We start from the raw sequence: 25,660 nt of genomic DNA, 5'->3' as shown, positions 1-25,660 counted from the left end.
GCCCCCGGCTCACCGGCCCGGTCCCGCCCCGGTGGCCGCCGGTGTTCCCGCCAGGCGGTAGGCGTCCAGGGCCAGGGTCATCTCGATCAGGTCGCGGGGGCGGGCCAGGGAGCGTGAGGTGAGTTGTTCCAGTCGGCGCAGCCGGTTGAAGACCGTGTTGCGGTGGCAGTACAGACGTCCTGCGGCGCGTCCCGCGGACCCCTCGCAGGCCAGCCACATGTCCAGCGTCTCGATCAGCACGGCCCGGTCCCCGGGTTCGAGCTCCAGCAACGCGCCGAACACGTCCGACACCAGCCTGCCCGCCAGCTCGGGCTGGCTCACCACGAGCGCCGTCGGCATCCGCTGATCGAGGCGTACGACACCGGTCGCGTCCGGCGGGCAGGTGCGCAGCGCCAGTTCGGCCCACCGCCGGGCCCGCCCCAGCTCACCCAGACCCGACACCACGGGAGAGATGCCGCCCGGGCCCGAACGCCGCCCGTCCAGCACCCGGGCCACCCCGTCGAGGCCCTGTCCGGCGTCCAGTGCCACCACCGCGATCTCGCAGTCGGCCCGCATCCGCCAGATGAACCGCAGCCCCGCGCCCAGCACCGGCCGGACACAGACGTCCCGTCCGTCGTGGCGCTCCGTGCGCAGCACGACGACGGCGTACGGCCCGTGCTCGGGCAGATCGAGACCGGCCGCCGCCCGGGCCGCGAGCCCCGGGGCCTGATGACCGTCGAGCAGCGCGTCGAGCAGGGCCTGCAACTGCTCGTCCGTGCGCCGCCGCAGCTCCTGTTCCGTGGCGAGGTAGGCCTCCGAGGCGGTCGCGGCCTGCGCGTCCACCGCCGACCACACCATCGTGGCGCACCGCATGAGCACCGCGAGCCGCTCGGGTTCACGGCTCGCCGCGCTCTCCATCAGCGCGTCCCACACCAGATACCCCGCGGCACGGTAGGCGTGCACGAGGAGTTCGAGGGGCAGCCCCTGGTGGGCCCGCCGCCGGCCCGCCTCCTCGGCGTGCTCCAGATCGCGGCGCGGTGAGTCCCGGGGCGCGGAGATCGCCTTGATGCCGATGCGCATCGCGGTCTCCGCCTCCCGCCACTGCTGGTCGTACGGCAGCACCTGTCCGTAGACGGGGGAGTACTCGGTGAGCTGCCTGACGTGCTCGTCGACGAGCTCGGGCAGCCGTTCCAGCAGAGCCGTGCACGACTCCGCGAGCAGCTTCCAGTCATGACCGGTCCGCGGTCTGCGCCCTCCCATGGCCGGAGGATGCCACCGGGACCCGGGGTCGCACAGGCCCCTGACACGCGGTGTTGTGCGCGTGCACAACGGGCGGGCGCCACCGGTGGGCTCCCGCCGCGTTTCGGCGGCAGCCCGTGGACGGGGGTGCCCTCCGGTGCTGAGGTGAGCGCCACACCGAGCCAGAACAAGGGAGATGCCATGGGCGGTTCCGCTCTGCTCGTGCGGGATCTGTCGGTCGGATACGGCCCCGTACGCGCACTGCGTCATGTGTCGCTGGAGGTGCCCGAGGCGGCCGTGGTGACGGTCCTCGGCGGCAACGGCGCGGGCAAGTCGACGCTGCTGCGGGCGGTGTGCCGGACCCTCTCCTTCCACGGGGGCGCGGTCACCGGCGGCACGGTCACCCTGGGCGGACGCCCGCTGGACCGGCTGCCGCCGGACCGGGTGGTCGCCGCCGGGGTGTCCCAAGTCCCCGAAGGGCGGCGGGTGTTCAGCCGGATGACGGTCGCGGACAATCTGCGCGCCGGAGCCCTCGGCGGCACCGGCGGGCGGGCCGGCCGGGCGCGCGCCCTGCGGCGGGTGCACGAGCTGTTCCCCGTCCTCGCCGACCGCGCCGGCCAGCGGGCCGGACTCCTGTCCGGCGGTGAGCAGCAGATGCTCGCGGTCGGCCGGGCGCTCATGGGCTCGCCCAGGGTGCTGCTGCTCGACGAGCCCTCCCTCGGGCTCGCCCCGCTGATGGCCGCGCGGATCGCCGACACCGTGCGGGAGATCAACGAACAGGGCACCTCGGTCCTGCTCGTCGAACAGAACGCCGCCCTCGCGCTGCGCCTCGCGTCCAGCGCCCACGTCCTGGAGGTCGGCGAGGTCACCCTGTCCGGCCCCGCGGACGAGCTCGCCGCCTCCGACGAGGTGCGCCGGCGCTATCTCGGCGTGGTCGACGAGGACGCCGCGGCAGACGGCGCGGCCCCGTCCGACGGCCTTCCGTCACTGTCCCGCTGGAAGGGGTGAACACGGCGTGGAGCAACACGACGACAAGGCGGCCCGCACCGCCGCCCCGGCGACCCCCGCCCGTCCGGGCACCCCGGAGACCCCCGCCCGTCCGGACATTCCGGCGAGCGCCGCTCGTACGGACGCCCCGGCGACCGCCGCCCGTCCGGCCGTGCACGCGGACGTGCCCCCCGGCATCCCGGCGCTCGACGTCCGGGACGTGACCGTCCGCTTCGCCGGGCTGACCGCGCTCGACGCGGTGGGCTTCACCGTGCGGCCGGGCACCGTGCACGCCCTCATCGGACCGAACGGCGCGGGCAAGTCCACCTGCTTCAACGTGCTGTCCGGTGTGTGCCGGCCCGCAGCCGGAAGCGTCCGCCTCGGGGAGCACGAGCTCACCGGCCTGCCGCCCCACAGGATCGCCGCGCTCGGCGTGGCCCGGATCTTCCAGAACCTCGCCCTGCCCCCGCACGCCACCGTCGAGGACTGTCTGCTGCTCGGCCGGCACCGGCTGACCCGCGCCGGATTCCTCGCCGCCGGCCTGCGGCTGCCCTCGGCGGCCCGCGAGGACCGGCGCCACCGCGAACGCGTCCGCGAGATCGCCGCGTTCGTGGGCCTGGAGCGACAGCTCCACCGGCCCGCCGGCTCGCTCCCGTACGGACAGCAGAAGCTCGCCGAGCTGGCCCGGGCGCTGTGCATGGAACCCCGGGTCCTGCTCCTGGACGAACCCGTCGCCGGCATGACCGCCGACGAACGGCGCCGTACCGCCGCGGTCGTCGCGGGGGTCCGCGACAGCCTCGGCATCTCGATCGTGCTCGTGGAACACGACATGGGGGTGGTGATGCGGCTCGCGGACGCGGTGACCGTACTCGACTTCGGGCGCCGGATCGCCGACGGCGCCCCCGCGGACGTACAGAACGATCCGGCCGTCGTACGGGCCTACCTGGGCGAGCGCGCCGAACCGGAGGAGACCGCGTCATGAGCACCTTCGTCGAACTCCTGCTCAACGGCCTGTCCATGGGATCGGTCTACGCCCTCGTGGCCCTCGGATTCGTCGTCATCTTCCGGGCCACCGAGGTCGTCAACTTCGCGCACGCCTCCCTGCTCCTGGCGGGCGGCTACGTCACCGCGACCCTCCACGACGACATCGGCTTCTGGCCCGCCCTGCTCGCCGGGGTCGCGGGCGCCGCGGTGGTGGGCGCCGCCGTCGAGTTCCTGGTGATGCGCCGCTACCGGGGTTCCGACCAGAGCGTCCTCGCGATCGTCACCATCGGCGTCGACATCCTGCTCACCACCGAACTCACCCGCCGGATCGGCACGGACGTCCTGGCCCTCGGCGACCCCTGGGGTGCCGCCGTCCTCACCGTCGGCCCCGTCTCCGTCGCCCACACCCGGATCGCGGCCTTCGTCACCGCGTCCCTGCTCATCACGGTCTTCCTGCTGGCCTTCCGGTACACCTCCTGGGGCGTGGCGATGCGTGCCGCGGCCGAGAGCCCGGAGACCGCCGCCCTGATGGGGGTCCGGCTCGGGCGGGTCTCGCTGGGGGCCTGGGCGGTGGCCGGCGGCCTCGCGGCCGTCGCCGCGCTGTTCCTGACCGTCTTCCCGACACCCGGGCTGGAACGCGCCACCTCGCTCGCCGCGCTCAAGGCCTTCCCCGCCGCGATCCTCGGCGGCCTCGACTCGACGACCGGCGCGCTGGTCGGCGGACTCCTCGTCGGCGTCACCGAGTCCCTGGCCACCGGCTACCAGAGCGACCTGACCTTCCTCGGGCGCGGTCTCGGCGACCTCGCGCCCTACCTGGTCATGGTCGCGATCCTGCTCATCCGGCCCGCCGGGCTGTTCGGCACGAAGGAGCTCGCCCGTGTCTGAGGTCCTCACCCACGACGAGGCGGGCAGCACAGCCCGCCCCGCCCGCCGGCGCACGGTCCGGCTGCCCGCGGCCCGGACCGCCACCGGGGCCGTCGGCATCGTCCTGCTCCTCGCGCTGCCCTTCTACGTCGACCGCTTCTGGCTGCAGGCCGGACTGTTCGCGATGGCCGCCGCGATCGGCGCCATCGGCCTGAACCTCCTCACCGGCGCGACCGGGCAGCTCTCCATGGGGCACGCCTTCTTCCTCGCGGTCGGCGCGTACGGCTACTGCGTGTTCGCCGGCGACGGGGGCGACGGGCTCACCGGGCTCGGACTGCCCGCCTGGCTCGCGGCCGTGCTCGCCGTGGCCGTCTCCGGGATCGCCGGAGGCCTGTTCAGCCCCATCGCGGGACGGCTGCGCGGCGCCTACCTGGGCATCGCCACACTCGCCCTGATCTTCATCGGACAGCACGTCCTGTTCAACGCCCGGGATCTCACGGGCGGCTTCAACGGCCGCGACGTACCGCCGCTCAGCCTCTTCGGTCTCACCTTCGACGACCGCGAGCTGCTCGTCGCGAACGTGCCCTTCGGCTCGGCCGAGAAGCTCTGGTACGTGGGTCTGCTGCTGCTCCTCGGCTGCGGGCTGTTCGCCCGCGGGGTGCTGCGCGGCCGGCCCGGCCGGGCGATGAACGCCATCCGCGACCACCGGATCGCCGCCGGGGTGATCGGCGTCCCCGTCGCCCGCTACCGCGCCGGCGTCTTCGTCCTGTCCTCGATGTACGCGGGCCTGGCCGGGGTGCTGCTCGCCCTGGTCTTCCAGCGCACGGTGCCGGACTACTTCGGGATCACCCTCTCGCTCGACTACCTCGCCATGATCGTCATCGGCGGGCTCGGCTCGGTGGCGGGGGCGGCGGCCGGGGCCGTGTTCGTCTCGCTGCTGCCCCAGGTGCTGACCCGCTACAGCGACACGCTTCCCCTGGTCTCCGACCCGGGCATGGGCGGGATCGCGCCGGGCGAGGCGGCCCGGTACCTGTACGGCGCCGCCGTCGTGGCGGTGGTGCTCTTTCTTCCGGGCGGCCTGGTCAGTGTGGCCGCCCGGCTTCGCGTCACACCCCGTCCCGGGGCCACTGAAGGGGAGGAACGATGAGAACGACACACACCGCGAGGGTGGCCGCCGGGGCGCTGGCCGCCCTGCTCGTGCTGGCCGGATGCAGCTCCAAGGCGAAGGACGGCGACGACGGCGAGGGGGCGGCCGGCGGGGTCAGGACCGGCAAGGGGATCTCCGGGAAGACGATCAGTCTCGGAGTCCTCACCGACATGAGCGGCGTCTACGCGACGCTCGGCAAGAGCGTGACCCAGGCCCAGCAGCTCTATGTGAAGCAGACCAACGCCGCCGGTGGCGTCTGCGGCTACAAGCTGGCGCTGACGGTCCGCGACCACGGGTACGACCCGCAGAAGGCCGTCTCCGGCTACACGGAGCTGGCGCCGAAGGTGCTGGGCTTCACGCAGTTCATCGGCTCGCCGTTCGTCGCGGCCGTCAAGCAGCGCATCGACGGCCAGGACAAGGCCCTGGTCCTGCCGCAGGCCTGGTCGGCCACCCTGCTGGGCAGCCCGTACATCCGGCCCATCGGCTCCACGTACGACATCGAGACGATCAACGCGATCGACTTCCTGATGAAGGAGAAGGGGCTGAAGAAGGGCGACAGCATCGGCCATGTGTACTTCGAGGGCGACTACGGCGAGAACGCCCTGACCGGCTCCCGGTACATGGCGAAGCAGGCGGGGCTCAAGGTCGTGGAACAGAAGATCAAGCCGACGGACAACGACATGACCGGCCAGGTCGTCGCGCTGAAGAAGGCCGGCGTGAAGGCGGTCGTGATCAGCGCGGGCCCGCGGCAGGCGGCCTCGCTCGTCGGGGTCGCGGCCGCCGTCAAGTTGGGCGTGCCGGTGATCGGCAACAACTCGGCCTTCGCCCCGCAGCTCCTGGCCACCGCCGCGGCCCCGGCCCTGGAGGCGAACTACTACGTCGCGAGCCCCTCGCTGCCGATCGGCGCGGACACCCCCGAGGCGAAGAAGCTGGTCGCGGACTACAAGGCCGCCTATCCGAAGGACTCCCTGGACAACGGCGTGGTGGCGGGCTGGACGGCCGCGTCGGCGTTCGGCGAGGCGCTGAAGAAGGCCTGCGCGGCCAAGGACCTCACCCGCGAGGGCGTCGACAAGGCCCTGCTGACCGTCAAGGCGTTCGACCCGGGCTTCGGCATCACCCAGGACTTCAGCGACCCGAAGTCGGCTTCGTCGAAGGAGAGCGTCATCCTGCGGCCCGACAAGAACGCCGTGGGCGGCATGAAGGTCGTCCGTGAGGCGGCGGCCTCGTCCGTCGCACAGGGTTACACACCCGGCGCCTGACCCCGGCGCACGCCCGGCGCGTGATCCCATGCGCCCCGGCGCGGGGGCGCACGGTGCGGAAGAACCCGCGGAGGACCCGCCCAAGCGGAAGGGCCCCGAACCGTCCGGTTCGGGGCCCTTCCATGTCGTACGGGGTGTTACGGGAGCTGTGCCGCCCGTGCCTCACGGCGGTTGCCCCGGAAGTTGTTCACCCGGCGGGCCGTGGCGAACAGCGGGATCACCGCGCCCATGACGAGCTGCAGCGCGCAGCCGGTCTGGAGGAGGAGCTGGCCGCCGGGGGCGTCGAACGCCCAGGCCGCCAGGAGCGCCATCGAGAGCACGATCCACGAGAGCATCGCCACCGCGAGGCGGCCGCGCGGCTTCGGGTACTCGACCCGGCTCACCATCAGCCAGGCGGTGCCCATGATCGCCAGCAGCGTGGCCACGAAGGGCAGCTCCAGCAGGATGATCGAGACCACCGTCAGCGCGCCGAACGGGCTCGGCATGCCCTGGAACGTGCCGTCCTTCACCGTGACGCAGGAGAATCTCGCGAGCCTCAGCACCACGGCCAGGAGCACCACGATCGCCCCGACCGCCGCCACCTTCTGGTAGGCGTCGTCCGCGACCATGCCGTAGACCAGCACGAAGTACGCCGGCGCGAGGCCGAAGCTGATCAGGTCGGACAGGTTGTCCAGCTCGGCGCCCATGGGGGAGGAGCGCAGCTTGCGCGCCACCAGGCCGTCGAACAGGTCGAAGATCGCGGCGCACAGCATGAGGATCACGGCCGTCGCGGCGGAGTGACGGGCCATGCCCGACTCGTCGCTGCCCGTGAGGTGCGGGATCAGGATGCCGGTGGTGGTGTAGTACACCGCCATGAAGCCGCACGTGGCGTTGCCGAGCGTGAGCGTGTCCGCTATCGACAGGCGGAGCGAGAGAGGCATCTCCTCCTCGTCGTCCACCTCGTCGGCCTCCGGCACCCAGCCGGCCTGTGTCTCGGGATCAATCACGGTCAATTCGAGTCACCCCAGCCACGGTCTTCTGACCGACCTCCACGTCGACCTCGACACCCTCGGGGAGGTAGATGTCAACGCGCGAGCCGAAGCGGATCAGACCGATCCGGTCGCCCTGCTCGACCTTCGTCCCCTGCGGGATGTAGGGCACGATGCGGCGGGCGACGGCGCCGGCGATCTGGATCATCTCGATGTCACCGAGTTCGGTGTCGAAGTGCCAGACGACGCGCTCGTTGTTCTCGCTCTCCTTGTTGAACGCCGGAACGAACCCGCCGGGGATGTGCTCGACCGACGTCACCGTGCCGGAGAGGGGCGCGCGGTTGACGTGGACGTTGAGCGGGCTCATGAAGATCGCGACGCGGGTGCGTCCGTCCTTCCACGGCATGATGCTCTGCACCACACCGTCGGCGGGCGAGATGACACGGCCCTGCGTGATCTCGCGCTCGGGGTCGCGGAAGAACCACAGCATCCCGGCCGCGAGCGCGGTGACGGGTACGGCCACGGCCTTGGCCGCGCCGGAACGGCGCGAACGGGCCAGGCTGAGTGCTGCGGTGGCAACGGTCGGGAGAAGCCACGGCGATGCTCCGCGCGCGAGGCGGACCCGGCCGCGAGGTGCAGAGGTTTGGCTGTGGGGCATGGATGACCTTCGTAGCGGATGATGCCGCGCTCGAACGGGGGACGGCGGCTTTCACGCGATCGTACCGGTCGCAGACCGCAACTGGGCAAGCCAAGATGCGGAGTCGACGGCTGAAGAGAGCTGACGGGGTGTGATCTTCTTCGCGAAGAAAACACCCCGAACCCGGACATCTAGCCCTGGAGTCGATACTCTTCGAGCAGCCGGCGCCCGATGATCATTTTCTGGATTTCGGCGGTACCTTCGCCGATCAGCAGCATCGGTGCCTCACGGTAGAGGCGCTCGATCTCGTACTCCTTGGAGAAGCCGTAGCCGCCGTGGATCCGGAACGCATCTTCCACGACCTCTTTGCAGTACTCGGAGGCGAGGTACTTCGCCATCCCTGCTTCGAGGTCGTTTCGTTCCCCGGAGTCCTTTTTGCGAGCCGCGTTCACCATCATTGCATGGGCGGCCTCGACCTTGGTAGCCATCTCGGCCAACTTGAACTGGATGGCCTGGTGCTGGGCGATCGCCTTGCCGAAAGTGTGACGTTGCTGGGCATATGAGACACCCAGCTCAAATGCACGCTGTGCGACGCCGCAGCCACGAGCCGCGACATTGACGCGGCCGACCTCGACTCCGTCCATCATTTGGTAAAACCCTCGGCCGGTGGTGCCGCCGAGGACCCGATTGGCCGGAATGCGCAGTCCGTCCATGATGAGTTCGGTGGTGTCGACCCCCTTGTAACCCATCTTGTCGATCTTCCCGGGGATGGTGAGACCCGGGCGGACCTCTCCGAAGCCGGGCTCCTTCTCCACGAGGAAGGTCGTCATCGACTTGTGGGGGGCCGTGCCCTCGGGGTGTCCTTCGTCACTTCGGACCAGAACGGCCACCAGAGTCGAGGATCCGCCGTTCGTCAGCCACATCTTCTGGCCGTTCAGGACGTACTCGTCGCCGTCCTTGACCGCCTTGGACGTGATGGCGGACACATCCGAGCCGAGGCCCGGCTCCGACATCGAGAAGGCGCCGCGCACCTCGCCGAGCGCCATGCGGGGCAGGAAGTGGTCCTTCTGCTCCTGCGTCCCGTGCTGCTTGAGCATGTACGCCACGATGAAGTGGGTGTTGATGATGCCGGAGACCGACATCCAGCCGCGGGCGATCTCCTCGACGCACAGCGCGTACGTGAGGAGGGACTCGCCGAGACCGCCGTACTCCTCGGGGATCATCAGCCCGAAGAGGCCCAGCTCCTTGAGTCCGTCGACGATCTGCTGGGGGTACTCGTCGCGGTGCTCCAGCTCGGTGGCGACCGGGATGATCTCCTTGTCCACGAAATCGCGGACCGTGGAGAGGATCTCCTGCTGGACATCGGTCAGACCGGCGGTCTGGGCGAGTCGCGCCATGACTACTTCTCCGTCTTCTTCTCCGCCGGGGCGGTGAGTTCGGGCCGGCCGGGCTGCTCGCCGCCGCGCTCCTTGATGTACGTCTCGGTGGGGACCATCACCTTGCGGCGGAACACGCAGACCAGCGTGCCGTCCTGCTTGTAGCCCTTGGTCTCCACGTAGACGATCCCGCGGTCCGACTTGGACCGGGAGGGCGTCTTGTCGAGGACGGTCGTCTCGCCGTAGATCGTGTCGCCGTGGAAGGTCGGCGCCACGTGCTTCAGCGACTCGATCTCCAGGTTGGCGATCGCCTTGCCGGAGACGTCCGGCACGGACATGCCCAGCAGCAGCGAGTAGATGTAGTTGCCGACGACGACGTTCTTGCCGAAATCGGTCGTCTTCTCCGCGTAGTTGCTGTCCATGTGGAGCGGGTGGTGGTTCATGGTCAGCAGGCAGAAGAGGTGGTCGTCGTACTCCGTGACCGTCTTTCCGGGCCAGTGCTTGTAGACCGCCCCGACCTCGAACTCTTCGTAGGTGCGTCCGAACTGCATGGTGCTCAGGCCTCCGGGGCTTCGAACGAGGTGGTGCGCTGCATGCCGGCGGCGCGGCCCTTGCCCGAGATGACGAGCGCCATCTTGCGGCTGGCCTCGTCGATCATCTCGTCGCCGAGCATCGCGGAGCCCTTCTTGCCGCCCGCCTCGGACGTGTAGTAGTCGTACGCGTCCAGGATCAGCTCGGCGTGGTCGAAGTCCTCCTGCGAGGGGGAGAAGATCTCGTTCGAGGCCTCCACCTGACCGGGGTGCAGCACCCACTTGCCGTCGAAGCCGAGGGCCGCGGCGCGCTGGGCCACCGCGCGGTAGCCGTCGATGTTGCGGATCTGGAGGTAGGGACCGTCGATCGCCTGGAGGTTGTTGGCGCGCGCGGCCATCAGGATCTTCATCAGGATGTAGTGGTAGGCGTCCGCCGGGTAGCCGGGCGGCTGCTCGCCCACGACCAGCGACTTCATGTTGATCGACGCCATGAAGTCGGCCGGGCCGAAGATGATGGTCTCCACGCGCTGCGAGGCGGTGGCGATCGCGTTGACGTTGTTGAGGCCCTGGGCGTTCTCGATCTGCGCCTCGATGCCGATCTTGCCGACCTCGAAGCCCATCGTCTTCTCGATCTGCGTCAGCAGGAGGTCGAGGGCCACGACCTGCTCGGCCGTCTGCACCTTCGGCAGCATGATGCAGTCGAGGTTCTGCCCCGCGCCCTCGACGACCGTGACGACGTCGCGGTACGTCCACTCGGTCGTCCAGTCGTTGACGCGCACGACCCGCGTCTTGCCGGTCCAGTCACCCTCGTTGAGGAACTTGACGATGGTGTGCCGGGCGTCGGGCTTGGCCAGCGGCGCGCACGCGTCCTCCAGGTCCAGGAAGACCTGGTCCGCGGGCAGCCCCTGGGCCTTCTCCAGGAAGCGGGGGTTGCTGCCCGGCACGGCGAGACAGGAACGCCTGGGACGCAGACGGTTGACGGGCGTGGTCATGCGGGGACCTCCAGGGGGTCGAGCTTGTTCGCTTTCCGGATCTCGTCGACGATACGGCCGATGATTCCGGTGATGTCGAAGTCCTTCGGTGTGAAGACCGCGGCCACTCCCGCGGCCCGCAGCTGTTCGGCGTCCGCGTTCGGGATGATCCCGCCCGCGATCACCGGGATGTCGGCCGCACCGGCCGCGCGCAGCTTCTCCAGGACGTCCGGCACGAGCTGGGCGTGCGAGCCGGACAGGATGGACAGACCCACGGCGTGCACGTCCTCGGCCACGGCGGCGTCCACGATCTGTTCCGGGGTGAGCCGGATGCCCTGGTAGACGACCTCGAAGCCGGCGTCACGCGCCCGCACGGCGATCTGCTCGGCGCCGTTGGAGTGCCCGTCCAGGCCGGGCTTGCCGACCAGGAACCGGAGGTTGCCGGCGCCGAGGTCCTTGGCGGTCAGCTCCACCTTGCGGCGCACCAGGGCGAGCGCGGTGCCCTCCTCCGCGGTGACCGCGACGGGCGCCGAGGAGACGCCGGTCGGGGCGCGGAACTCGCCGAACACCTCGCGCAGGGCCCCGGCCCACTCGCCGGTGGTGACACCGGCGCGGGCGCACTCCAGGGTGGCCTCCATGAGGTTGGCGGTGCCCTTCGCGGCCTCCTTCAGCCGCTCCAGCGCCTTGCACGGGCGCGGGTGGTTGAAGGGAGGCTGGTAGCGCGTGTCGCGCCAGGTCGTCAGCGCGGAGATGACCCGGGCCTCGACCGCGGGGTCGACGGTCTGGATCGCCGCGTCGAGGTCGGCCGTGAGCGGGTTCGGCTCGGTCGACTCGAAGACGTTGACGCCGACGATCTTCTCCTTGCCGGACTCGATACGGCCCCGGCGCTCGGCGTGCGAGGACACGAGCTGCGACTTGAGGTAGCCGGACTCGACGGCGGCCATCGCGCCGCCCATCTCCTCGATCCGCGCGATCTCGGCCAGCGACTCCTCGACGAGGGCGTTCACCTTGGCCTCGACGACGTGCGAGCCCTCGAAGATGTCCTCGTACTCCAGCAGGTCGCTCTCGTGCGCCAGCACCTGCTGGATGCGCAGCGACCACTGCTGGTCCCAGGGCCGGGGCAGGCCCAGCGCCTCGTTCCAGGCGGGCAGTTGGACGGCACGCGCGCGGGCGTCCTTCGACAGGGTGACGGCCAGCATCTCCAGGACGATCCGCTGGACGTTGTTCTCCGGCTGCGCCTCGGTCAGACCGAGGGAGTTGACCTGGACGCCGTACCGGAAACGCCGCTGCTTGGGGTCCTCGATGCCGTACCGCTCACGCGTGATCTTGTCCCAGATCCGCCCGAACGCGCGCATCTTGCACATCTCCTCGATGAAGCGGACACCCGCGTTCACGAAGAAGGAGATGCGGGCCACCACATCGCCCTTGCGGTCCTCGGCGATCTGCCCGGACGCGAACACCGCGTCCAGGACGGCGATCGCGGTGGACATCGCGTACGCGATCTCCTGGACCGGTGTGGCGCCCGCCTCCTGCAGGTGGTAGCTGCAGATGTTGATCGGGTTCCACTTGGGGATGTGGTTGACCGTGTACGTGATCATGTCCGTCGTGAGACGGAGGGAGGGCACCGGCGGGAACACGTGCGTCCCGCGCGAGAGGTACTCCTTCACGATGTCGTTCTGGGTCGTCCCCTGGAGCTTGGTGATGTCCGCACCCTGCTCCTCGGCGACGACCTGATAGAGCGCCAGCAGCCACATGGCGGTGGCGTTGATGGTCATCGAGGTGTTCATCTGCTCCAGGGGGATGTCCTGGAACAGCCGGCGCATGTCACCGAGGTGCGAGACGGGGACACCGACCCGGCCGACCTCGCCGCGGGCGAGGATGTGGTCGGGGTCGTAGCCGGTCTGCGTCGGCAGGTCGAAGGCCACGGAGAGCCCTGTCTGCCCCTTGGCGAGGTTACGCCGGTACAACTCGTTGGACGCCTCGGCCGTGGAGTGGCCGGCGTACGTGCGCATGAGCCACGGCCGGTCCTTCTGGCGCTCTGTCATGGGTGGACCTCAGACGTTCCGGAAGCGGTTGATGGCGTCGATGTGCTGGGCGCGCTTCTCGTGGTCGCGGACTCCCAGGCCCTCCTCGGGCGCCAGCGCGAGGACGCCGACCTTGCCCTGGTGGAGGTTGCGGTGCACGTCGTAGGCGGCCTGCCCGGTCTCTTCCAGGGAGTAGGTCTTGGAGAGCGTCGGGTGGATCTTGCCCTTGGCGACGAGCCGGTTGGCCTCCCAGGCCTCGCGGTAGTTCGCGAAGTGCGAGCCGATGATCCGCTTCAGCGACATCCACAGGTAGCGGTTGTCGTACTCGTGCATGTAGCCCGAGGTCGAGGCGCAGGTGGTGATGGTGCCGCCCTTGCGGGTGACGTACACCGAGGCGCCGAACGTCTCGCGGCCCGGGTGCTCGAAGACGATGTCGATGTCCTCGCCGCCGGTGAACTCGCGGATGCGCTTGCCGAAGCGCTTCCACTCCTTCGGGTCCTGGGTGCTCTCGTCCTTCCAGAACTTGTAGCCCTCGGCGCTGCGGTCGATGATCGCCTCGGCGCCCATCGAGCGGCAGATGTCCGCCTTCTGCTCGCTGGAGACGACACAGATCGGGTTGGCGCCGCCGGCGAGCGCGAACTGCGTGGCGTACGAGCCGAGTCCACCGCTCGCGCCCCAGATGAGCACGTTGTCGCCCTGCTTCATGCCGGCGCCGTTGCGGGAGACCAGCTGCCGGTAGGCGGTGGAGTTCACCAGCCCGGGGGCCGCGGCCTCCTCCCAGCTCAGGTGGTCCGGCTTCGGCATGAGCTGGTTGGACTTGACGAGCGCGATCTCGGCGAGCCCGCCGAAGTTCGTCTCGAAGCCCCAGATGCGCTGCTCGGGGTCGAGCATCGTGTCGTTGTGGCCGTCGGAGGACTCCAGCTCGACGGACAGACAGTGCGCGACGACCTCGTCTCCGGGCTTCCAGGAGTTCACACCCGGGCCGGTGCGCAGGACGACGCCCGCGAGGTCCGAACCGATGATGTGGTACGGCAGGTCGTGGCGCTTGCTGAGGTCGCTGAGCCGCCCGTAGCGCTCCAGGAAGCTGAAGGTCGACACCGGCTCGAAGATCGACGTCCAGACCGAGTTGTAGTTCACGGAGGACGCCATCACGGCGACCAGGGCCTCGCCCGGGCCGAGTTCCGGCACCGGCACGTCGTCCAGGTGGATCGACTTGCGCGGGTCCTTGTCGCGGCTGGCGAGCCCGGCGAACATCTCGGTCTCGTCCTTGTGCACGGTGATCGCGCGGTAGGACTCGGGGAGCGGAAGAGCGGCGAAGTCGGCGGACGTGGCCGTCTGCGACTGAATCGCGTCCAGGATTTCCTTCACGGTGTTGCCTCCGGCGATGCGCGTTCCGAGGGAGAACGCTGAGGGGTACGTCGGTGCTGCTGCTGAGGGGTGTGCCGTCGGTCCGGCGGGGGTGGTGCCTGGCAGCGCTGTGGTTGGCGCGGGAGGTTGCCTGTGACGCAGGCGTCCGGGCGCGCAGGCCATGGGGCTTGCGGGGACAGCCGGCGTACGCATGGTCTCTGCACGCCGGCCGCCCGGACTCCTTCAACGTATGGCACGCCGTGTCACCTGACAAGGCACGGAGTGCCAGAAGTTGCGCTCAGGTGAAATCTTTACGTAACACGTGAGCGATGATCGATCAGACTGGTTCGCAAAACACTCAAACCAGGGCACAAAAAACGCCGGACCCGCTCGAAGAGAGCGTGTCCGGCGCGTGGTCGGAACTAGGGGGCCGCCCTCGGGCGGCCGGCCCCTACGACCGTTCCTTGAGGGCCTGCTCGATGGTGCGCATCACCTGGTCCAGCGGGGCGTCGACACGGGCGACGGTCACCAGGACGTCCCCCTCGGTGAAGGACGAGGCGGGTGCCGGTCGCGGCGCGGTCTCCCGTCCCGCGCCGATCCCGGTGCCGAAGGTCTTGCGGACGATGGCGAAGGCGTGGTCGAGCTGGGACTCCACGTCCCCCTGGCCGCCGGCCCGCAGCCACCGCCGCAGGACGTGGTTGTGGGCCGTGACCACGGCCGACGCCGCGACCTCGGCGAGCAGCGGATCGTCGTTGGCGTCGTCGTCGTGCGCGTGCTCGTCGAAGTGGCCCAGCAGATAGCGGGTGAAGAGCCGCTCGTAGCGGGCCACCGAGGCGATCTCGGCCTCACGCAGCGTCGGCACCTCACGCGTCAGCTTGTAGCGCGAGACGGAGATCTCCGGCTGGGCCGCGTACATCTTCATGACTTCCTTGATGCCGCGGCACACGGTGTCGAGCGGATGCTCGTGCGGGGGTGCCGCGTTGAGCACCGCCTCGGCCCGGATCAGGGTGTCGTCGTGATCGGGGAAGATCGCCTCTTCCTTGGAGCGGAAGTGGCGGAAGAACGTCCGGCGGGCCACTCCGGCCTGGGCCGCGATCTCGTCGACCGTGGTCGCCTCGTACCCCTTGGCGGCGAACAGCTCCATGGCCGCGGCCGCCAGTTCCCGGCGCATCTTGAGGCGTTGGGCCGCCGCGCGACCGCCCGCGGCGCTCTCCGGAGCGTCGGGCGTGGCTGGCGTACGTGAGGACTTGGCGGGCTGGGACATGCCCCGAACGTACTGCATGTGCGCAGGAGAGCGCGCATGACCGGGGATCCCCCCGCCCCGGAAGGGCGGGGGGTGTCCGGCGGGGCCCAGCAGTCCGCCCCAGTCGGCGTCGTCCGCGAACCAGTCGCCCGGACCCTCAGCGGCGGGCATATTCGCGGAAGCCGCGGCCCGTCTTGCGGCCGAGGCAGCCCGCGGCCACCAGGTGCTCCAGGAGCGGGGCGGGAGCCAGTCCCGGGTCCCGGAACTCGCGGTGCAGGACCTTCTCGATGGCCAGCGAGACATCGAGCCCGACGACGTCGAGCAGCTCGAAGGGTCCCATCGGGTAGCCGCCGCCCAGCTTCATCGCGGCGTCGATGTCGTCCAGCGAGGCGTAGTGCTCCTGCACCATCTTGATCGCGTTGTTCAGGTACGGGAAGAGCAGCGCGTTCACGATGAAGCCGGCCCGGTCACCGCAGTCCACCGGGTGCTTGCGGATCTTCGCGCAGACCTCGCGCACGGTGGCGTGCACGTCGTCCGCGGTCAGCACGGTCCGCACGACCTCGACGAGCTTCATCGCCGGGGCCGGGTTGAAGAAGTGCATGCCGATGACGTCCTGCGGGCGCGAGGTGGCGCGGGCGCAGGCGACGACGGGCAGCGAGGAGGTGGTGGTGGCGAGGATCGCGCCGGGCTTGCAGACCTTGTCGAACGTGCCGAAGAGCTGCTGCTTGATCTCCAGGTCCTCGGCGACCGCCTCCAGCGCCAGGTCCACGTCGGCGAAGTCGTCGTAGCTGCCGGTCGGCGTGATCAGCTCCAGCGTCCGCGCCGCCGCCTCGGCCGTCATACGGCCCCTGTCGACGGACCGGGACAGCGACTTGCCGATGCGGGCCTTGGCGGTCTGCGCCTTCTCCTCCGTACGGGCGGCGAGGACCACCGCGTACCCGGCCTTGGCGAAGACCTCGGCGATCCCGGAGGCCATCGTGCCGGAGCCGGCGACACCCACCGAGCGGACCGTGCGGCCCTCGGCGAGGACGGCGCCGTCCAGCGGCGTCAGCGCGTCCCGCACGACGGCGTCGCTGCCCGGGGCCTCGTACGAGTAGAAGCCGCGGCCGGACTTGCGCCCGGTCAGGCCCGCCTCGCTGAGCTGCTTGAGGATCGGCGCGGGGGCGTGCAGCCGGTCGTGCGACTCGGCGTACATGGCCTCCAGGACCGTCCGCGCGGTGTCCACGCCGATCAGGTCGAGCAGGGCGAGCGGGCCCATGGGCAGTCCGCAGCCGAGCTTCATGGCCGCGTCGATGTCCTCGCGGGAGGCGTACTTCGCCTCGTACATCGCGGCGGCCTGGTTGAGGTAGCCGAAGAGCAGTCCGTCGGCGACGAAACCGGGGCGGTCGCCCACCGCGACGGGCTCCTTCCCGAGCTCCAGCGCCAGGTCGGTCACCGCAGAGACGGCCGTCGGCGCGGTCAGCACCGAGGAGACGACCTCGACGAGCTTCATCGCGGGCGCCGGGTTGAAGAAGTGCAGACCGAGCACGCGCTCGGGGTGGGCCGAGTCGGCGGCCAGACGCGTCACGGACAGGGCGTTGGTGCCCGTCGCGAGGATCGCCTCGGGGCGCACGATGCCGTCCAGCGCCCGGAAGACCTGCTGCTTGATGTCGTACGACTCCGGGGTCACCTCGATGACGAGGTCGGCGTCGGCGGCGGCCGCGAGGTCGGTGAAGGTGCGGAAGCGGGCGAGGGCGTCCGTGCGCTCCGGCTCGCTCAGGTGCTCGCGCCGCACGGCGCGGGCGGTGGAGGCTTCGAGGGTGGCCACGGCCTGGGCGGCCGCGGCTTCGCTGATGTCGATGCCGATCACGTCACGGCCGGCCCGGACCAGGACTTCGGCGATGCCGGTGCCCATGGTGCCGAGGCCGATGACGGCGACGGTCTTCAGCGGGGACAGAGGGGTGTCGGACAGGGGAGTGGCCATCGCGGGACTCCTGGAAGAGGTGACGACTGAGGAGCGCACGCGGGTACGCCGACAGGCGCACACCGTGCGGAGGTTGCGGGTGTTTCCGGGCTGACGAGCGCACACGCCCGGTGCCGTCCCCGGGCGCCGTCGAACGGGCGCCCATGGGCGGTGAAAGCCGACCGGCCCTGTCCCGGAGCCATGCCGTACTGAGAGGTACCTGAAGTACCGAACCGACTGCGCTCACGGTGGCTGCGTCACCAGGCCACCGAGAGGTGAGACACGAGTGGGTAACTCGCTCGTCTGAGCTTAACCCGCCGGTAACGAGCGCGCCAGCCCCCGACTTTGTGATGTACGTCCCCGCACCTCACCCGCTTGCCTAAGCTCGCCCCATGGACGAAGCGTTGCGATCACTCACGGAGCGTCTACGGGCCGAGGCGGGGCCCGGCGCCTCGGGGGCCTACGAACGTCTGGCGGCGACCGGGGACCGCGAGGTACTGGCCGCGGTCCTCACCGAGCCGGGACAGCCGCTCTGGGCGCGGGAGTTGGTCGCCTTCCGGCTCGGCACGGCGGGAGACCGGCGGTCCTTCGAAGCACTCGTCCTGCTGCTCAACCACCGCGATCCCGAGCGCTGCGCGTCCGCGGCCCACGCCCTGGCCCGGCTCGGCGACCCGCGCACCGCCCGCGCCGCGGCGGCGCTCGCCACCAACGAGCTGCGGGTCGCGTACGCGCTCCAGCCGGTGCGGCTCCTGGTCGAACTGCGGGCACCCGAGGCCGTACCCGCGCTGATCACCACCCTGGAGCGCAGGCTGCGCCCGCACGACCCCTACCGCAAGGTGGCCCTCGCGTGCGCGGAGGGTCTGGGCGTGCTGGGCGACGCTCGCGCCAGAAGGGTCCTGAACGAGGCGCTGGCCCACCCGGCGCTCGCGGAGACGGCCGTGCACGCCCTGGCCCGGCTCACCGCGGACCCGGAGCCGGTCTAGGGCCTCACCGCGGTCAGCACGCGCGCGTAGCGCACCTCGGGTACCGCGACCCCGTCCGCCTCGAAGGGCTCCTCGGCGCCGTCCGGGCCGAAGCCGGCCCTTTCGTAGAAGCGGCGGGCCGCGGTGTTCTCCTTGAGCACCCACAGCAGCACGCGCCCGTACCCGGCCGCCGCGCAGCGGTCCACCGACTCCCGCAGCAGGGCCTGCCCGACCCCTTGCCCCAGCAGGTCGGGGTGTACGTAGATGGCGTACAACTCGGCGTCCCCGGAGCGGATTTCGTCGTCCCTGCCCGGTCCGTGGCAGGCCCAGCCGACCACGTGTCCGGCGCGCTCCGCGACCAGGTTCACGACGGAGGCGTCGCCCCGCCCGAGACGCTCACGCCGACGTGCCGCGTCCTCGGCCACACTGAGCCGGTCCAGGTACGACTGCGGTATCAGCCCCTTGTACGCGCTGCGCCAGCCGCCCACCCGGATCTCGGCCACGCGCTCGCAGTCGTCGAGGGTCATCGCACGGATCCGCGGCCCGTCGGGAGCGGAGGCGGTCGTCGGCTCGTTCATGGGTCCATCGTGGACCATGGCTCCGACAGCGCCCCCGACGGGCCTGTGGACGGGGCGGGTTCAGCCCCGGTAGCCCAGGAGTCCGTGCAGGGTCGCGCCCTGCGTCGAGGAGGACATGGCCTTCTTGGCCAGCGGCTTCGGGTCGGGCAGCGCCTTGCACACCGCGTCGGCCTCGCCGCTGCCCCGCGGCACCTTGCCGTCGGTCAGATAGGCGGCCAGGTACTTGTCGAGACAGGCGTTGCCGCTCAGCGTGATGCCGTGGTTGCCGCCACCCTGCTCGACCACCAGGCTGGAGCCGCGCAGCTGGTGATGGACGGTCACCCCTCCCTCGTAGGGAGTGGCCGCGTCGTCGGTCGCCTGGAAGAGCAGTGCCGGAGGGAGCCGGCGGTTGGAGATGTCGACCGGCCGCAGCGAGTCCGTGGACCAGAACGCGCACGGCGCGTTGTACCAGGCGTTGTTCCAGGCCATGAACGGCGCCTTGTCGTACACCGCCCAGTTGTCCTCGCGCCACTGGCTCCAGTCTCGCGGCCAGGACGCGTCACGGCACTGGACCGCCGTGTAGACGCTGTAGCCGTTGTCGCCCGAGGCGTCGACGGCGCCGAAGTTGTCGTACGCCTCCACGAGCGCGTCCGAGTTCTTGTCGTTCACGTAGGACGCGAACGCCTCGGCGAGGTAGGGCCAGTAGCCGTTGTAGTAGCCGCCCGGGATGAAGGTGTCCTCCAGTTCGGAGGCGCCCACCTTCTTCTGGGCGGGGTCCTTGGCGAGCGCCGCGCGCATCGCGTACCACTTGGTCTCGACCTCGGCCGGGTCGGTGCCGAGCTTGTAGGCCGCGTCGTTCTTCGCGACCCACGCGAGGAACGCCAGGTGGCGGTCGTTGAAGGCGTAGTCCTGGCTGATGTTGTCGTCGTACCACACCCCGGTGGGGTCGACGATGGAGTCGAGGACCAGCCGGCGCACCCGCTGCGGGTAGAGCTTGGCGTACACGGCTCCCAGATAGGTGCCGTAGGAGTAGCCGAAGTAGTTGATCTTCTTGGCGCCGAGGGCCGCCCGGATCGCGTCCATGTCGCGGACCGCGCTCACCGTGTCGAGGTAGGGCAGCAGGTTCTCGTACTTCTTGGCGCACGCCTCGGCGAAGTTCCTGGCGCGGAGGAGGTTGGCCCTCTCGATGGCCCTGGTGCCCGGAACGGTGTCGGGGCGGACGGGCTTGAAGTGCCCGGGCTCGCAGTCCAGGGCCGGCTTGCTCTTGCCGACGCCGCGCGGGTCGAAGCCGATGACGTCGTACTGCGCCGCCACGGACGTGGGCAGTGCCGAGGCGACGAAGCCGGCCAGCGTGAGTCCGCTGCCGCCGGGACCGCCCGGGTTCACCAGCAACGGCCCCTGGTACTTCTTGGCGGTGTGCGGGACACGGGACAGGGCGAGGGTGATCCGCTCGCTGTAGGGGTTCGTATGGTCCAGCGGCACCTTCACGGACGCGCACTGGAGCGTCGGATAGGCGCTGGTGCCGCACTTCTTCCAGACGGGTTTCGCGGTCCGGGCGGTGGGCGGTGCGGCGGGGCCGGTGCTCGCGTCGGCGGGGACCGACGTGATCATCCCGGCCAGCACGACGGCCGCCCCGCACAGAGCGGCTGCGTGTTTCTTCACAAGGCCTCCCAGGACGGAGGAATCTGAGCCGTGCACGCCACGGCCTTCGCCGTATCGTGCCGGGCGGGGGTCCTGGAAGAACCTGGTTCGGCGAGACTCGACCCGATTGGAGCGCCCGATGCGCCCGGATGCCGTCAGGAGCCGTACCCGCGTCCCTGGGGCCAGGCGGTGACGCGGAAGCGCGCCACGGGCCGTCGTGACGGATCGTCATCGGCCGTCAGAGCAGCGTCAGCTGGGTCGGTTCCGCCGCGGCGGGTGCCGGGGCGGCCGAGGTCCCGGGGGCGGTGATCCGGCGCGGCATTCCCGCGCGCGCGGGGCCGATGCCGTACTCCTGTGCCAGTTCGTGGACCTGACGGGTGATCCGGCGCTGGTACCACTTCGGGGCGTACGCGCCCTCCGCGTAGAGCCGCTCGTAGCGCCGTACGAGGTGGGGGTGGTGGTGTTCCAGCCAGGCCATGAACCACTCGCGGGCGCCGGGCCGCAGATGCAGCACCAGAGGGGTCACCGAGGTGGCCCCGGAAGCGGCGACGGCCCGTACGGTGGCGCGGAGCTGGGCGGGGTGATCCCCCAGGAAGGGGATCACGGGGGCCATGAGGACGCCGCAGCCGATGCCGTGGTCCGTCAGGGTGCGCACGACGTCCAGACGGCGCTCGGGGGCCGGGGTGCCCGGCTCCACGGTCCGCCACAGCTCGCCGTCGGTGAAGCCCACCGAGACGGAGATCCCGATGTCGGCGACCTCGGACGCCTGCTTCAGCAGGTCGAGGTCGCGCAGGATCAGCGTGCCCTTCGTCAGGATCGAGAAGGGGTTCGCGTGGTCGCGCAGGGCCGCGATGATGCCGGGCATGAGCCGGTAGCGGCCCTCGGCGCGCTGGTAGCAGTCGACGTTCGTGCCCATGGCGATGTGCTCGCCGTGCCAGCGGCGCGAGGCGAGCTGGCGGCGCAGCAGCTCCGGCGCGTTGACCTTCACCACGATCTGCGAGTCGAAGCCGAGTCCGGTGTCGAGGTCCAGATAGCTGTGCGTCTTGCGGGCGAAGCAGTAGACACAGGCGTGTGAGCAGCCCCGATAGGGGTTGACGGTCCACTCGAACGGCATCCGGGAGGCCCCCGGCACCCGGTTCACGATCGACCGCGCCCGGATCTCGTGGAACGTGATCCCCCGGAACTCCGGAGTGTCGAACGTCCTCGTCGTGACCGCGTCCGCACCGAACAGGGCGGCGTCCCGGGCGGGGGCCCCGGCGGGGTCCGCTGTCAGGTTCTCCCAGCGCATGGCGCCTCCTAGCTAGTACTGGACAGAGAATAGAACACATGTTCCCTTGATCGTGCGACCTGATTCCCGAGTCGCTCCGCGCGATTCCCGGGAAGCTCCGCGCACACCCGCGGGCACCCCGATTTGGGCGGCCGGGCCGCCGGGTGGTTGGCTGGCCGTACATCCCGGGAACCAAGTGCTGGAGGAAGTGCCATGGCGCAGGTCGAGGCCACGACGGAGCGGGTCATCGCGGCGGACGCGGAGGCGGTGTTCGACGCCCTGGCCGACTACAGCGGCACGCGGCCGAAGCTGCTGCCCGAGCACTTCAGCGAGTACGAGGTGCGCGAGGGCGGCGACGGTGAGGGCACCCTCGTCCACTGGAAGCTCCAGGCCACCAGCAAGCGGGTGCGCGACTGCCTGCTCGAGGTGAGCGAGCCCACCGACGGCGAGCTCGTCGAGAAGGACCGCAACTCCTCCATGGTCACCACCTGGCGTGTCACGCCGGCCGGCGAGGGCAAGTCGCGTGTCGTGGTCACCAGCGTCTGGAACGGCGCCGGCGGCATCGGCGGCTTCTTCGAGCGGACCTTCGCACCCAAGGGCCTCGGCCGCATCTACGACACCCTGCTGGCCAACCTGGCCGCGCACACCGAGAAGTGAGCCCCGGCCTCCGGGACCGCACGGTTCCCGGAGGCTCCGACGCGGCGGGCGCGTGGCGGGCGTGCTGATGCGGCGGGTGTGACGAGGCTGCGAGCGTGATGATGCCGCGGGTGTGACGACGCTGCGGGTAGGGCGACGCTGCGGGTGGGGCGCCAGAAGCGGATGCGGGGGCGGGGCCGCGCCGGTGCGGGACCGGCCGGCCGTCGTACCCGCGCCCGACGCGGCTCCGGCCGCCGCCGGAACCGACGGGCCGGCCGGACCCGACGGGTGCCCGGGCGGGCGTGCCGCGCGCCGGAGCCGCCCCCGGTGGCGTCAATTCCCGCGTTGCCGCACATCGTGACGGGCCGTCGCCGTACGGTGGTGGGGGCGGCACAGATCTTGCGGAGCCGTGGGGAGAGAGGGCCTGGGCCATGGACCGTGGCACCGAAGCGGGCGCAGCTCCGAGCCCGGGAGCCGGGAACGGCGCGGCGGATCACGCCGGCGCCGGCCGTATCCCGCTGGCCGTCGTGGTCGTGGACCGCGACGGGCTCGTCTCGCACTGGAGCAGCGGAGCGCGGCGTCTCTTCGGGGCCTCGAAGGACGAGGCGCTGGGCCGTCACGCGGTGGACCTGCTCCCGGTCTCCGGCGCGCTTCCCGAGGACGCCGGCGCGACCCCCTTGGGGAGCCGTGCCACGTACGACGGACTCGGGCCCGGCCTGGAGTCCTCGCTGGACGGACATCTCTCCTATCCCGCCGCCGGACGGGCCCGGCTCACCGCGGCCGGTCCCGAGCGGATCGACGTCCTGTGGTGGGCGTACCCGCTGGTGGGTCCCGGCCCGGAGCGGCTGCTCGTGCTCGCCGCCGACGCGGCCGCGATGCGGCACGAGGACGACGACGTCTCCTTCGAGCGCATCGCCCCCGGCTTCGCCCTGCACACCGACTTCCCCGGCGCCGAGGAACTGGCCCGCAGGCTCCCCGACATCCTGCCCAGCATGAGCGTCGGCGAGAGCGCCCGTATCGTCTCCCAGGTGCTGGAACTGGGTTATCCCGTCCTTGAGTTCAGCCAGAACGACCGGGTGCCGGTCACTCCCGACTGGGGCGTGCCCCGGCGTGTGGAGCGCAAGGCGCGCCGCGAGCGGGCGGTGCGCGCGGCGGCCTCCGGAGCGCCCCTGCCGCGGGACCTCCCGGACGACCAGCGCGAGGACCTCGAGTACGTGGCCGTGCGCGAGCGTCTGGAGTTCCTGAACGAGGTCAGCGGGCGCATCGGCACCTCCCTCGATCTGTCGCGGACCATCGTGGAGGTCAGCCGGGCCGTCGTGCCGCGCTTCACGGACGTGGCGGGCACCTATCTGCGCGAGCAGGTCGTCGCCGGTGAGGGCTTCCCCGAGGGAGTCCCGGACACGACGACCATGTGGCACCGGGTCGCCCTGGAGCACACGGACGAGCCCGGCCGCTGGGACGACGTCGTACCGGTCGGCGAGGCCATGCCCTTCCCGGCGCACACCCCCTTCTTCCAGTGCATGACCACCGGCGAGCCCGTCCTCGTGCCGCGCATCAGCGAGCAGATGGGGCACATGATCGCCGCCCAGTTCGAGAAGCGCGACATCAGGCCGCTCATCACCGGCCGCTCCATGCTGGTCGTGCCCCTCAAGGCCCGTCAGGTGGTGCTCGGGTTCATGATCCTGCTGCGCCATCCCGAGCGCGTCGAGTTCAACGACATGGACCGGGCCACCGGCGCCGAACTCGCCGCCCGCGCGGGCCTCGTGCTGGACAACGCGCGCATGTACACCTATCAGGAGAGCGTCGCAGAGACCCTCCAGGACAGCATGCTGCCGACCATCGAACCCCGCATGGCCGGCTGCGACATCGCCACCCGCTATCTGCCGGGCACACTGCTCGGACGCGTCGGCGGCGACTGGTTCGACTCGGTGAAGCTGCCCGGATCGCGCACCGCCCTGGTCGTCGGGGACGTCATGGGCCACGGCCTCAACTCCGCGGCGATGATGGGCCAGTTGCGCACCGCCGTGCAGACCATGGCCGCGCTCGACCTGCCGCCCGCACAGCTCCTGCGCAACCTCGACGACCTCGCCCAGCGCCTGGGCGACACCTATCTCGCGACCTGCCTGTACGCCGTCTACGACCCGATCGCCGGAATGCTGCACCTCGCCAACGCGGGCCACATCCCGCCGGTCCTGGTCCGCGCCGCGGACGGCCGCAGCGAGCTGCTGGACCTGCCGACCGGAGCGCCCATCGGCGTCGGCGGAGTCCCCTTCGAGGCGGTCCGCGTGCGGGTGGCGCCCGGGGACCGGCTGGTGATGTGCACCGACGGACTGGTCGAGGTGCGCGGCGAGGACATCGGTGTCGGCCTGGCGACCCTCTGCGAGTCCGCCGCCCACCCGGCCGCGTCCATGGACCAGGCCTGCGACACCATCATCCGCGCCCTGAACACGCGCGGCGGGCGCAAGGACGACGTCGCCCTCCTGATGGCCCGCCTCAACGGCATAGGGCCCGAGGCCGTCGCCGAATGGCGCCTGGGGCTCGATCCGGTGGAGGTCGGCAGAGCGCGCGCCGTGGTCCGTGAACAGCTCCACGCGTGGGGTCTGGCCCCTCTGGCCGACAACGCCGCGCTGATGGTCGGCGAGCTCGTCACCAACGCGGTACGGCACGCGCACAGCCGCAGGATCGAGCTGCGGCTCGTTCGCGGCGACACCCTGCTGTGCGAGGTGGACGACGACGACCACACGCTCCCGATCCTGCTCAGCGCGGGTCCGGGCGACGAGTTCGGACGCGGGCTGCGGCTCGTCAGCGCGCTGTCCCGCGAGTGGGGCTCCAGCCGTACCGGCGCGGGCAAGACGGTGTGGTTCGAACTGACGCTGCCGCGCGGCTGATCCGTTCGCGCGGCGTCCCGCGCGGCCGCTCCTGCTCCCGCACGCCCGCTCCCGCACGCCGGCTCCCGCATGCCCCGCTCCCGCACGCCCGCGCGGCTCCCGCGCGCGAAGGGGGTACGGGGTTCGAATGAGCGGTGAAGGAACACGCCGGCGGCTTGTCGGCGCGCGCCGGGCGCGGTAGACCGATCAGGCCCGCCGGGTCCCGGCGGGCG

Annotated in this window: 21 protein-coding genes; 8 read left to right on the top strand and 13 right to left on the bottom strand. The window is 70.9% G+C overall.

Going from position 1 to position 25,660, the window contains the following annotated elements:
- Positions 1–9: 9 nt before the first annotated feature.
- On the bottom strand, positions 10–1,239 hold the full coding sequence (locus ACFYYF_RS26035; protein WP_388779725.1) for a PucR family transcriptional regulator: 1,230 nt from the start codon (positions 1,237–1,239) through the stop codon (positions 10–12).
- Between the two features lie 180 nt (positions 1,240–1,419).
- Here ACFYYF_RS26035 and ACFYYF_RS26030 point away from each other — a divergent pair, with 180 nt between their 5' ends.
- The 5 genes from ACFYYF_RS26030 (at position 1,420) to ACFYYF_RS26010 (ending at position 6,459) form a co-directional block, all read left to right on the top strand.
- Complete coding sequence (locus ACFYYF_RS26030) at positions 1,420–2,226, top strand: ABC transporter ATP-binding protein (protein ID WP_361693818.1); 807 nt, start codon at positions 1,420–1,422, stop codon at positions 2,224–2,226.
- 175 nt (positions 2,227–2,401) lie between these two features.
- Entirely contained in the window at positions 2,402–3,187 is a 786-nt protein-coding gene (locus ACFYYF_RS26025; RefSeq protein ID WP_365486686.1) for an ABC transporter ATP-binding protein, read from the top strand.
- Entirely contained in the window at positions 3,184–4,074 is an 891-nt protein-coding gene (locus tag ACFYYF_RS26020; protein WP_365486576.1) for a branched-chain amino acid ABC transporter permease, read from the top strand. The genes ACFYYF_RS26025 and ACFYYF_RS26020 overlap by 4 nt, the downstream gene beginning before the upstream one ends.
- Before the next feature lie 61 nt (positions 4,075–4,135).
- On the top strand, positions 4,136–5,200 hold the full coding sequence (locus ACFYYF_RS26015) for a branched-chain amino acid ABC transporter permease (protein ID WP_388779963.1): 1,065 nt from the start codon (positions 4,136–4,138) through the stop codon (positions 5,198–5,200).
- Complete coding sequence (locus ACFYYF_RS26010) at positions 5,197–6,459, top strand: ABC transporter substrate-binding protein (protein WP_388779722.1); 1,263 nt, start codon at positions 5,197–5,199, stop codon at positions 6,457–6,459. The genes ACFYYF_RS26015 and ACFYYF_RS26010 overlap by 4 nt, the downstream gene beginning before the upstream one ends.
- Before the next feature lie 137 nt (positions 6,460–6,596).
- On the opposite strand, the gene pssA is transcribed toward ACFYYF_RS26010, so the two are convergent.
- The 9 genes from pssA to ACFYYF_RS25965 form a co-directional block, all read right to left on the bottom strand.
- Positions 6,597–7,415 carry a CDP-diacylglycerol--serine O-phosphatidyltransferase gene (gene pssA, locus ACFYYF_RS26005; protein WP_361693812.1) on the bottom strand — a complete coding sequence of 273 codons (819 nt, stop codon included), beginning with the start codon at positions 7,413–7,415 and terminating at the stop codon, positions 6,597–6,599.
- A 22-nt stretch (positions 7,416–7,437) separates the two neighbouring features.
- Entirely contained in the window at positions 7,438–8,085 is a 648-nt protein-coding gene (locus tag ACFYYF_RS26000) for a phosphatidylserine decarboxylase (protein ID WP_328552592.1), read from the bottom strand.
- A gap of 170 nt (positions 8,086–8,255) precedes the next feature.
- Positions 8,256–9,461 carry an acyl-CoA dehydrogenase family protein gene (locus ACFYYF_RS25995; protein ID WP_103551079.1) on the bottom strand — a complete coding sequence of 402 codons (1,206 nt, stop codon included), beginning with the start codon at positions 9,459–9,461 and terminating at the stop codon, positions 8,256–8,258.
- A gap of 2 nt (positions 9,462–9,463) precedes the next feature.
- Positions 9,464–9,991, bottom strand: coding sequence for a MaoC family dehydratase (locus ACFYYF_RS25990; RefSeq protein ID WP_037621470.1), 528 nt, complete (start codon positions 9,989–9,991; stop codon positions 9,464–9,466).
- Between the two features lie 5 nt (positions 9,992–9,996).
- Positions 9,997–10,962: a CoA ester lyase gene (locus ACFYYF_RS25985; RefSeq protein ID WP_103551078.1), complete on the bottom strand. Its 966-nt coding sequence runs from the start codon at positions 10,960–10,962 to the stop codon at positions 9,997–9,999.
- Positions 10,959–12,986, bottom strand: a complete 2,028-nt coding sequence (locus ACFYYF_RS25980) for a protein meaA (RefSeq protein ID WP_361693791.1) — start codon at positions 12,984–12,986, stop codon at positions 10,959–10,961. Before ACFYYF_RS25980 ends, ACFYYF_RS25985 begins: the two co-directional genes overlap by 4 nt.
- Positions 12,987–12,995: 9 nt before the next feature.
- Positions 12,996–14,333 carry a crotonyl-CoA carboxylase/reductase gene (ccrA, locus tag ACFYYF_RS25975; RefSeq protein WP_388779716.1) on the bottom strand — a complete coding sequence of 446 codons (1,338 nt, stop codon included), beginning with the start codon at positions 14,331–14,333 and terminating at the stop codon, positions 12,996–12,998.
- 430 nt (positions 14,334–14,763) lie between these two features.
- Positions 14,764–15,576 carry a TetR family transcriptional regulator gene (locus tag ACFYYF_RS25970; protein WP_361693787.1) on the bottom strand — a complete coding sequence of 271 codons (813 nt, stop codon included), beginning with the start codon at positions 15,574–15,576 and terminating at the stop codon, positions 14,764–14,766.
- Positions 15,577–15,712: 136 nt separating this feature from the next.
- Positions 15,713–17,518, bottom strand: coding sequence for a 3-hydroxyacyl-CoA dehydrogenase family protein (locus ACFYYF_RS25965; protein ID WP_388779713.1), 1,806 nt, complete (start codon positions 17,516–17,518; stop codon positions 15,713–15,715).
- Between the two features lie 371 nt (positions 17,519–17,889).
- Here ACFYYF_RS25965 and ACFYYF_RS25960 point away from each other — a divergent pair, with 371 nt between their 5' ends.
- Positions 17,890–18,480, top strand: coding sequence for an adenylosuccinate lyase (locus ACFYYF_RS25960; RefSeq protein ID WP_361693783.1), 591 nt, complete (start codon positions 17,890–17,892; stop codon positions 18,478–18,480).
- On the opposite strand, the gene ACFYYF_RS25955 is transcribed toward ACFYYF_RS25960, so the two are convergent.
- The 3 genes from ACFYYF_RS25955 to ACFYYF_RS25945 form a co-directional block, all read right to left on the bottom strand.
- Positions 18,477–19,037, bottom strand: a complete 561-nt coding sequence (locus ACFYYF_RS25955) for a GNAT family N-acetyltransferase (protein WP_388779710.1) — start codon at positions 19,035–19,037, stop codon at positions 18,477–18,479. The two genes, ACFYYF_RS25960 and ACFYYF_RS25955, sit on opposite strands and share 4 nt — an antisense overlap.
- Positions 19,038–19,097: 60 nt before the next feature.
- Entirely contained in the window at positions 19,098–20,678 is a 1,581-nt protein-coding gene (locus ACFYYF_RS25950) for an alpha/beta hydrolase (protein WP_388779707.1), read from the bottom strand.
- A gap of 217 nt (positions 20,679–20,895) precedes the next feature.
- Positions 20,896–21,945 carry an Rv2578c family radical SAM protein gene (locus tag ACFYYF_RS25945; RefSeq protein WP_388779704.1) on the bottom strand — a complete coding sequence of 350 codons (1,050 nt, stop codon included), beginning with the start codon at positions 21,943–21,945 and terminating at the stop codon, positions 20,896–20,898.
- Between the two features lie 192 nt (positions 21,946–22,137).
- Here ACFYYF_RS25945 and ACFYYF_RS25940 point away from each other — a divergent pair, with 192 nt between their 5' ends.
- Both ACFYYF_RS25940 and ACFYYF_RS25935 read left to right on the top strand, forming a co-directional pair.
- The gene (locus ACFYYF_RS25940; RefSeq protein ID WP_361693775.1) at positions 22,138–22,581 is read left to right on the top strand and encodes an SRPBCC family protein; all 444 of its coding nucleotides are present in this window, start codon (positions 22,138–22,140) and stop codon (positions 22,579–22,581) included.
- A 410-nt stretch (positions 22,582–22,991) separates the two neighbouring features.
- A complete protein-coding gene (locus ACFYYF_RS25935; protein WP_388779701.1) occupies positions 22,992–25,448 on the top strand; it encodes a SpoIIE family protein phosphatase in 2,457 nt (818 codons plus the stop codon).
- The last annotated feature ends 212 nt before the right edge of the window (positions 25,449–25,660 follow it).

It is taken from the genome of Streptomyces sp. NPDC001914 (genome assembly GCF_042891215.1).
Classification (GTDB): Bacteria; Actinomycetota; Actinomycetes; order Streptomycetales; family Streptomycetaceae; genus Streptomyces.
Note: the sequence above shows the minus strand (reverse complement) of the source record. Positions and strands in the feature narration are given on the sequence as shown.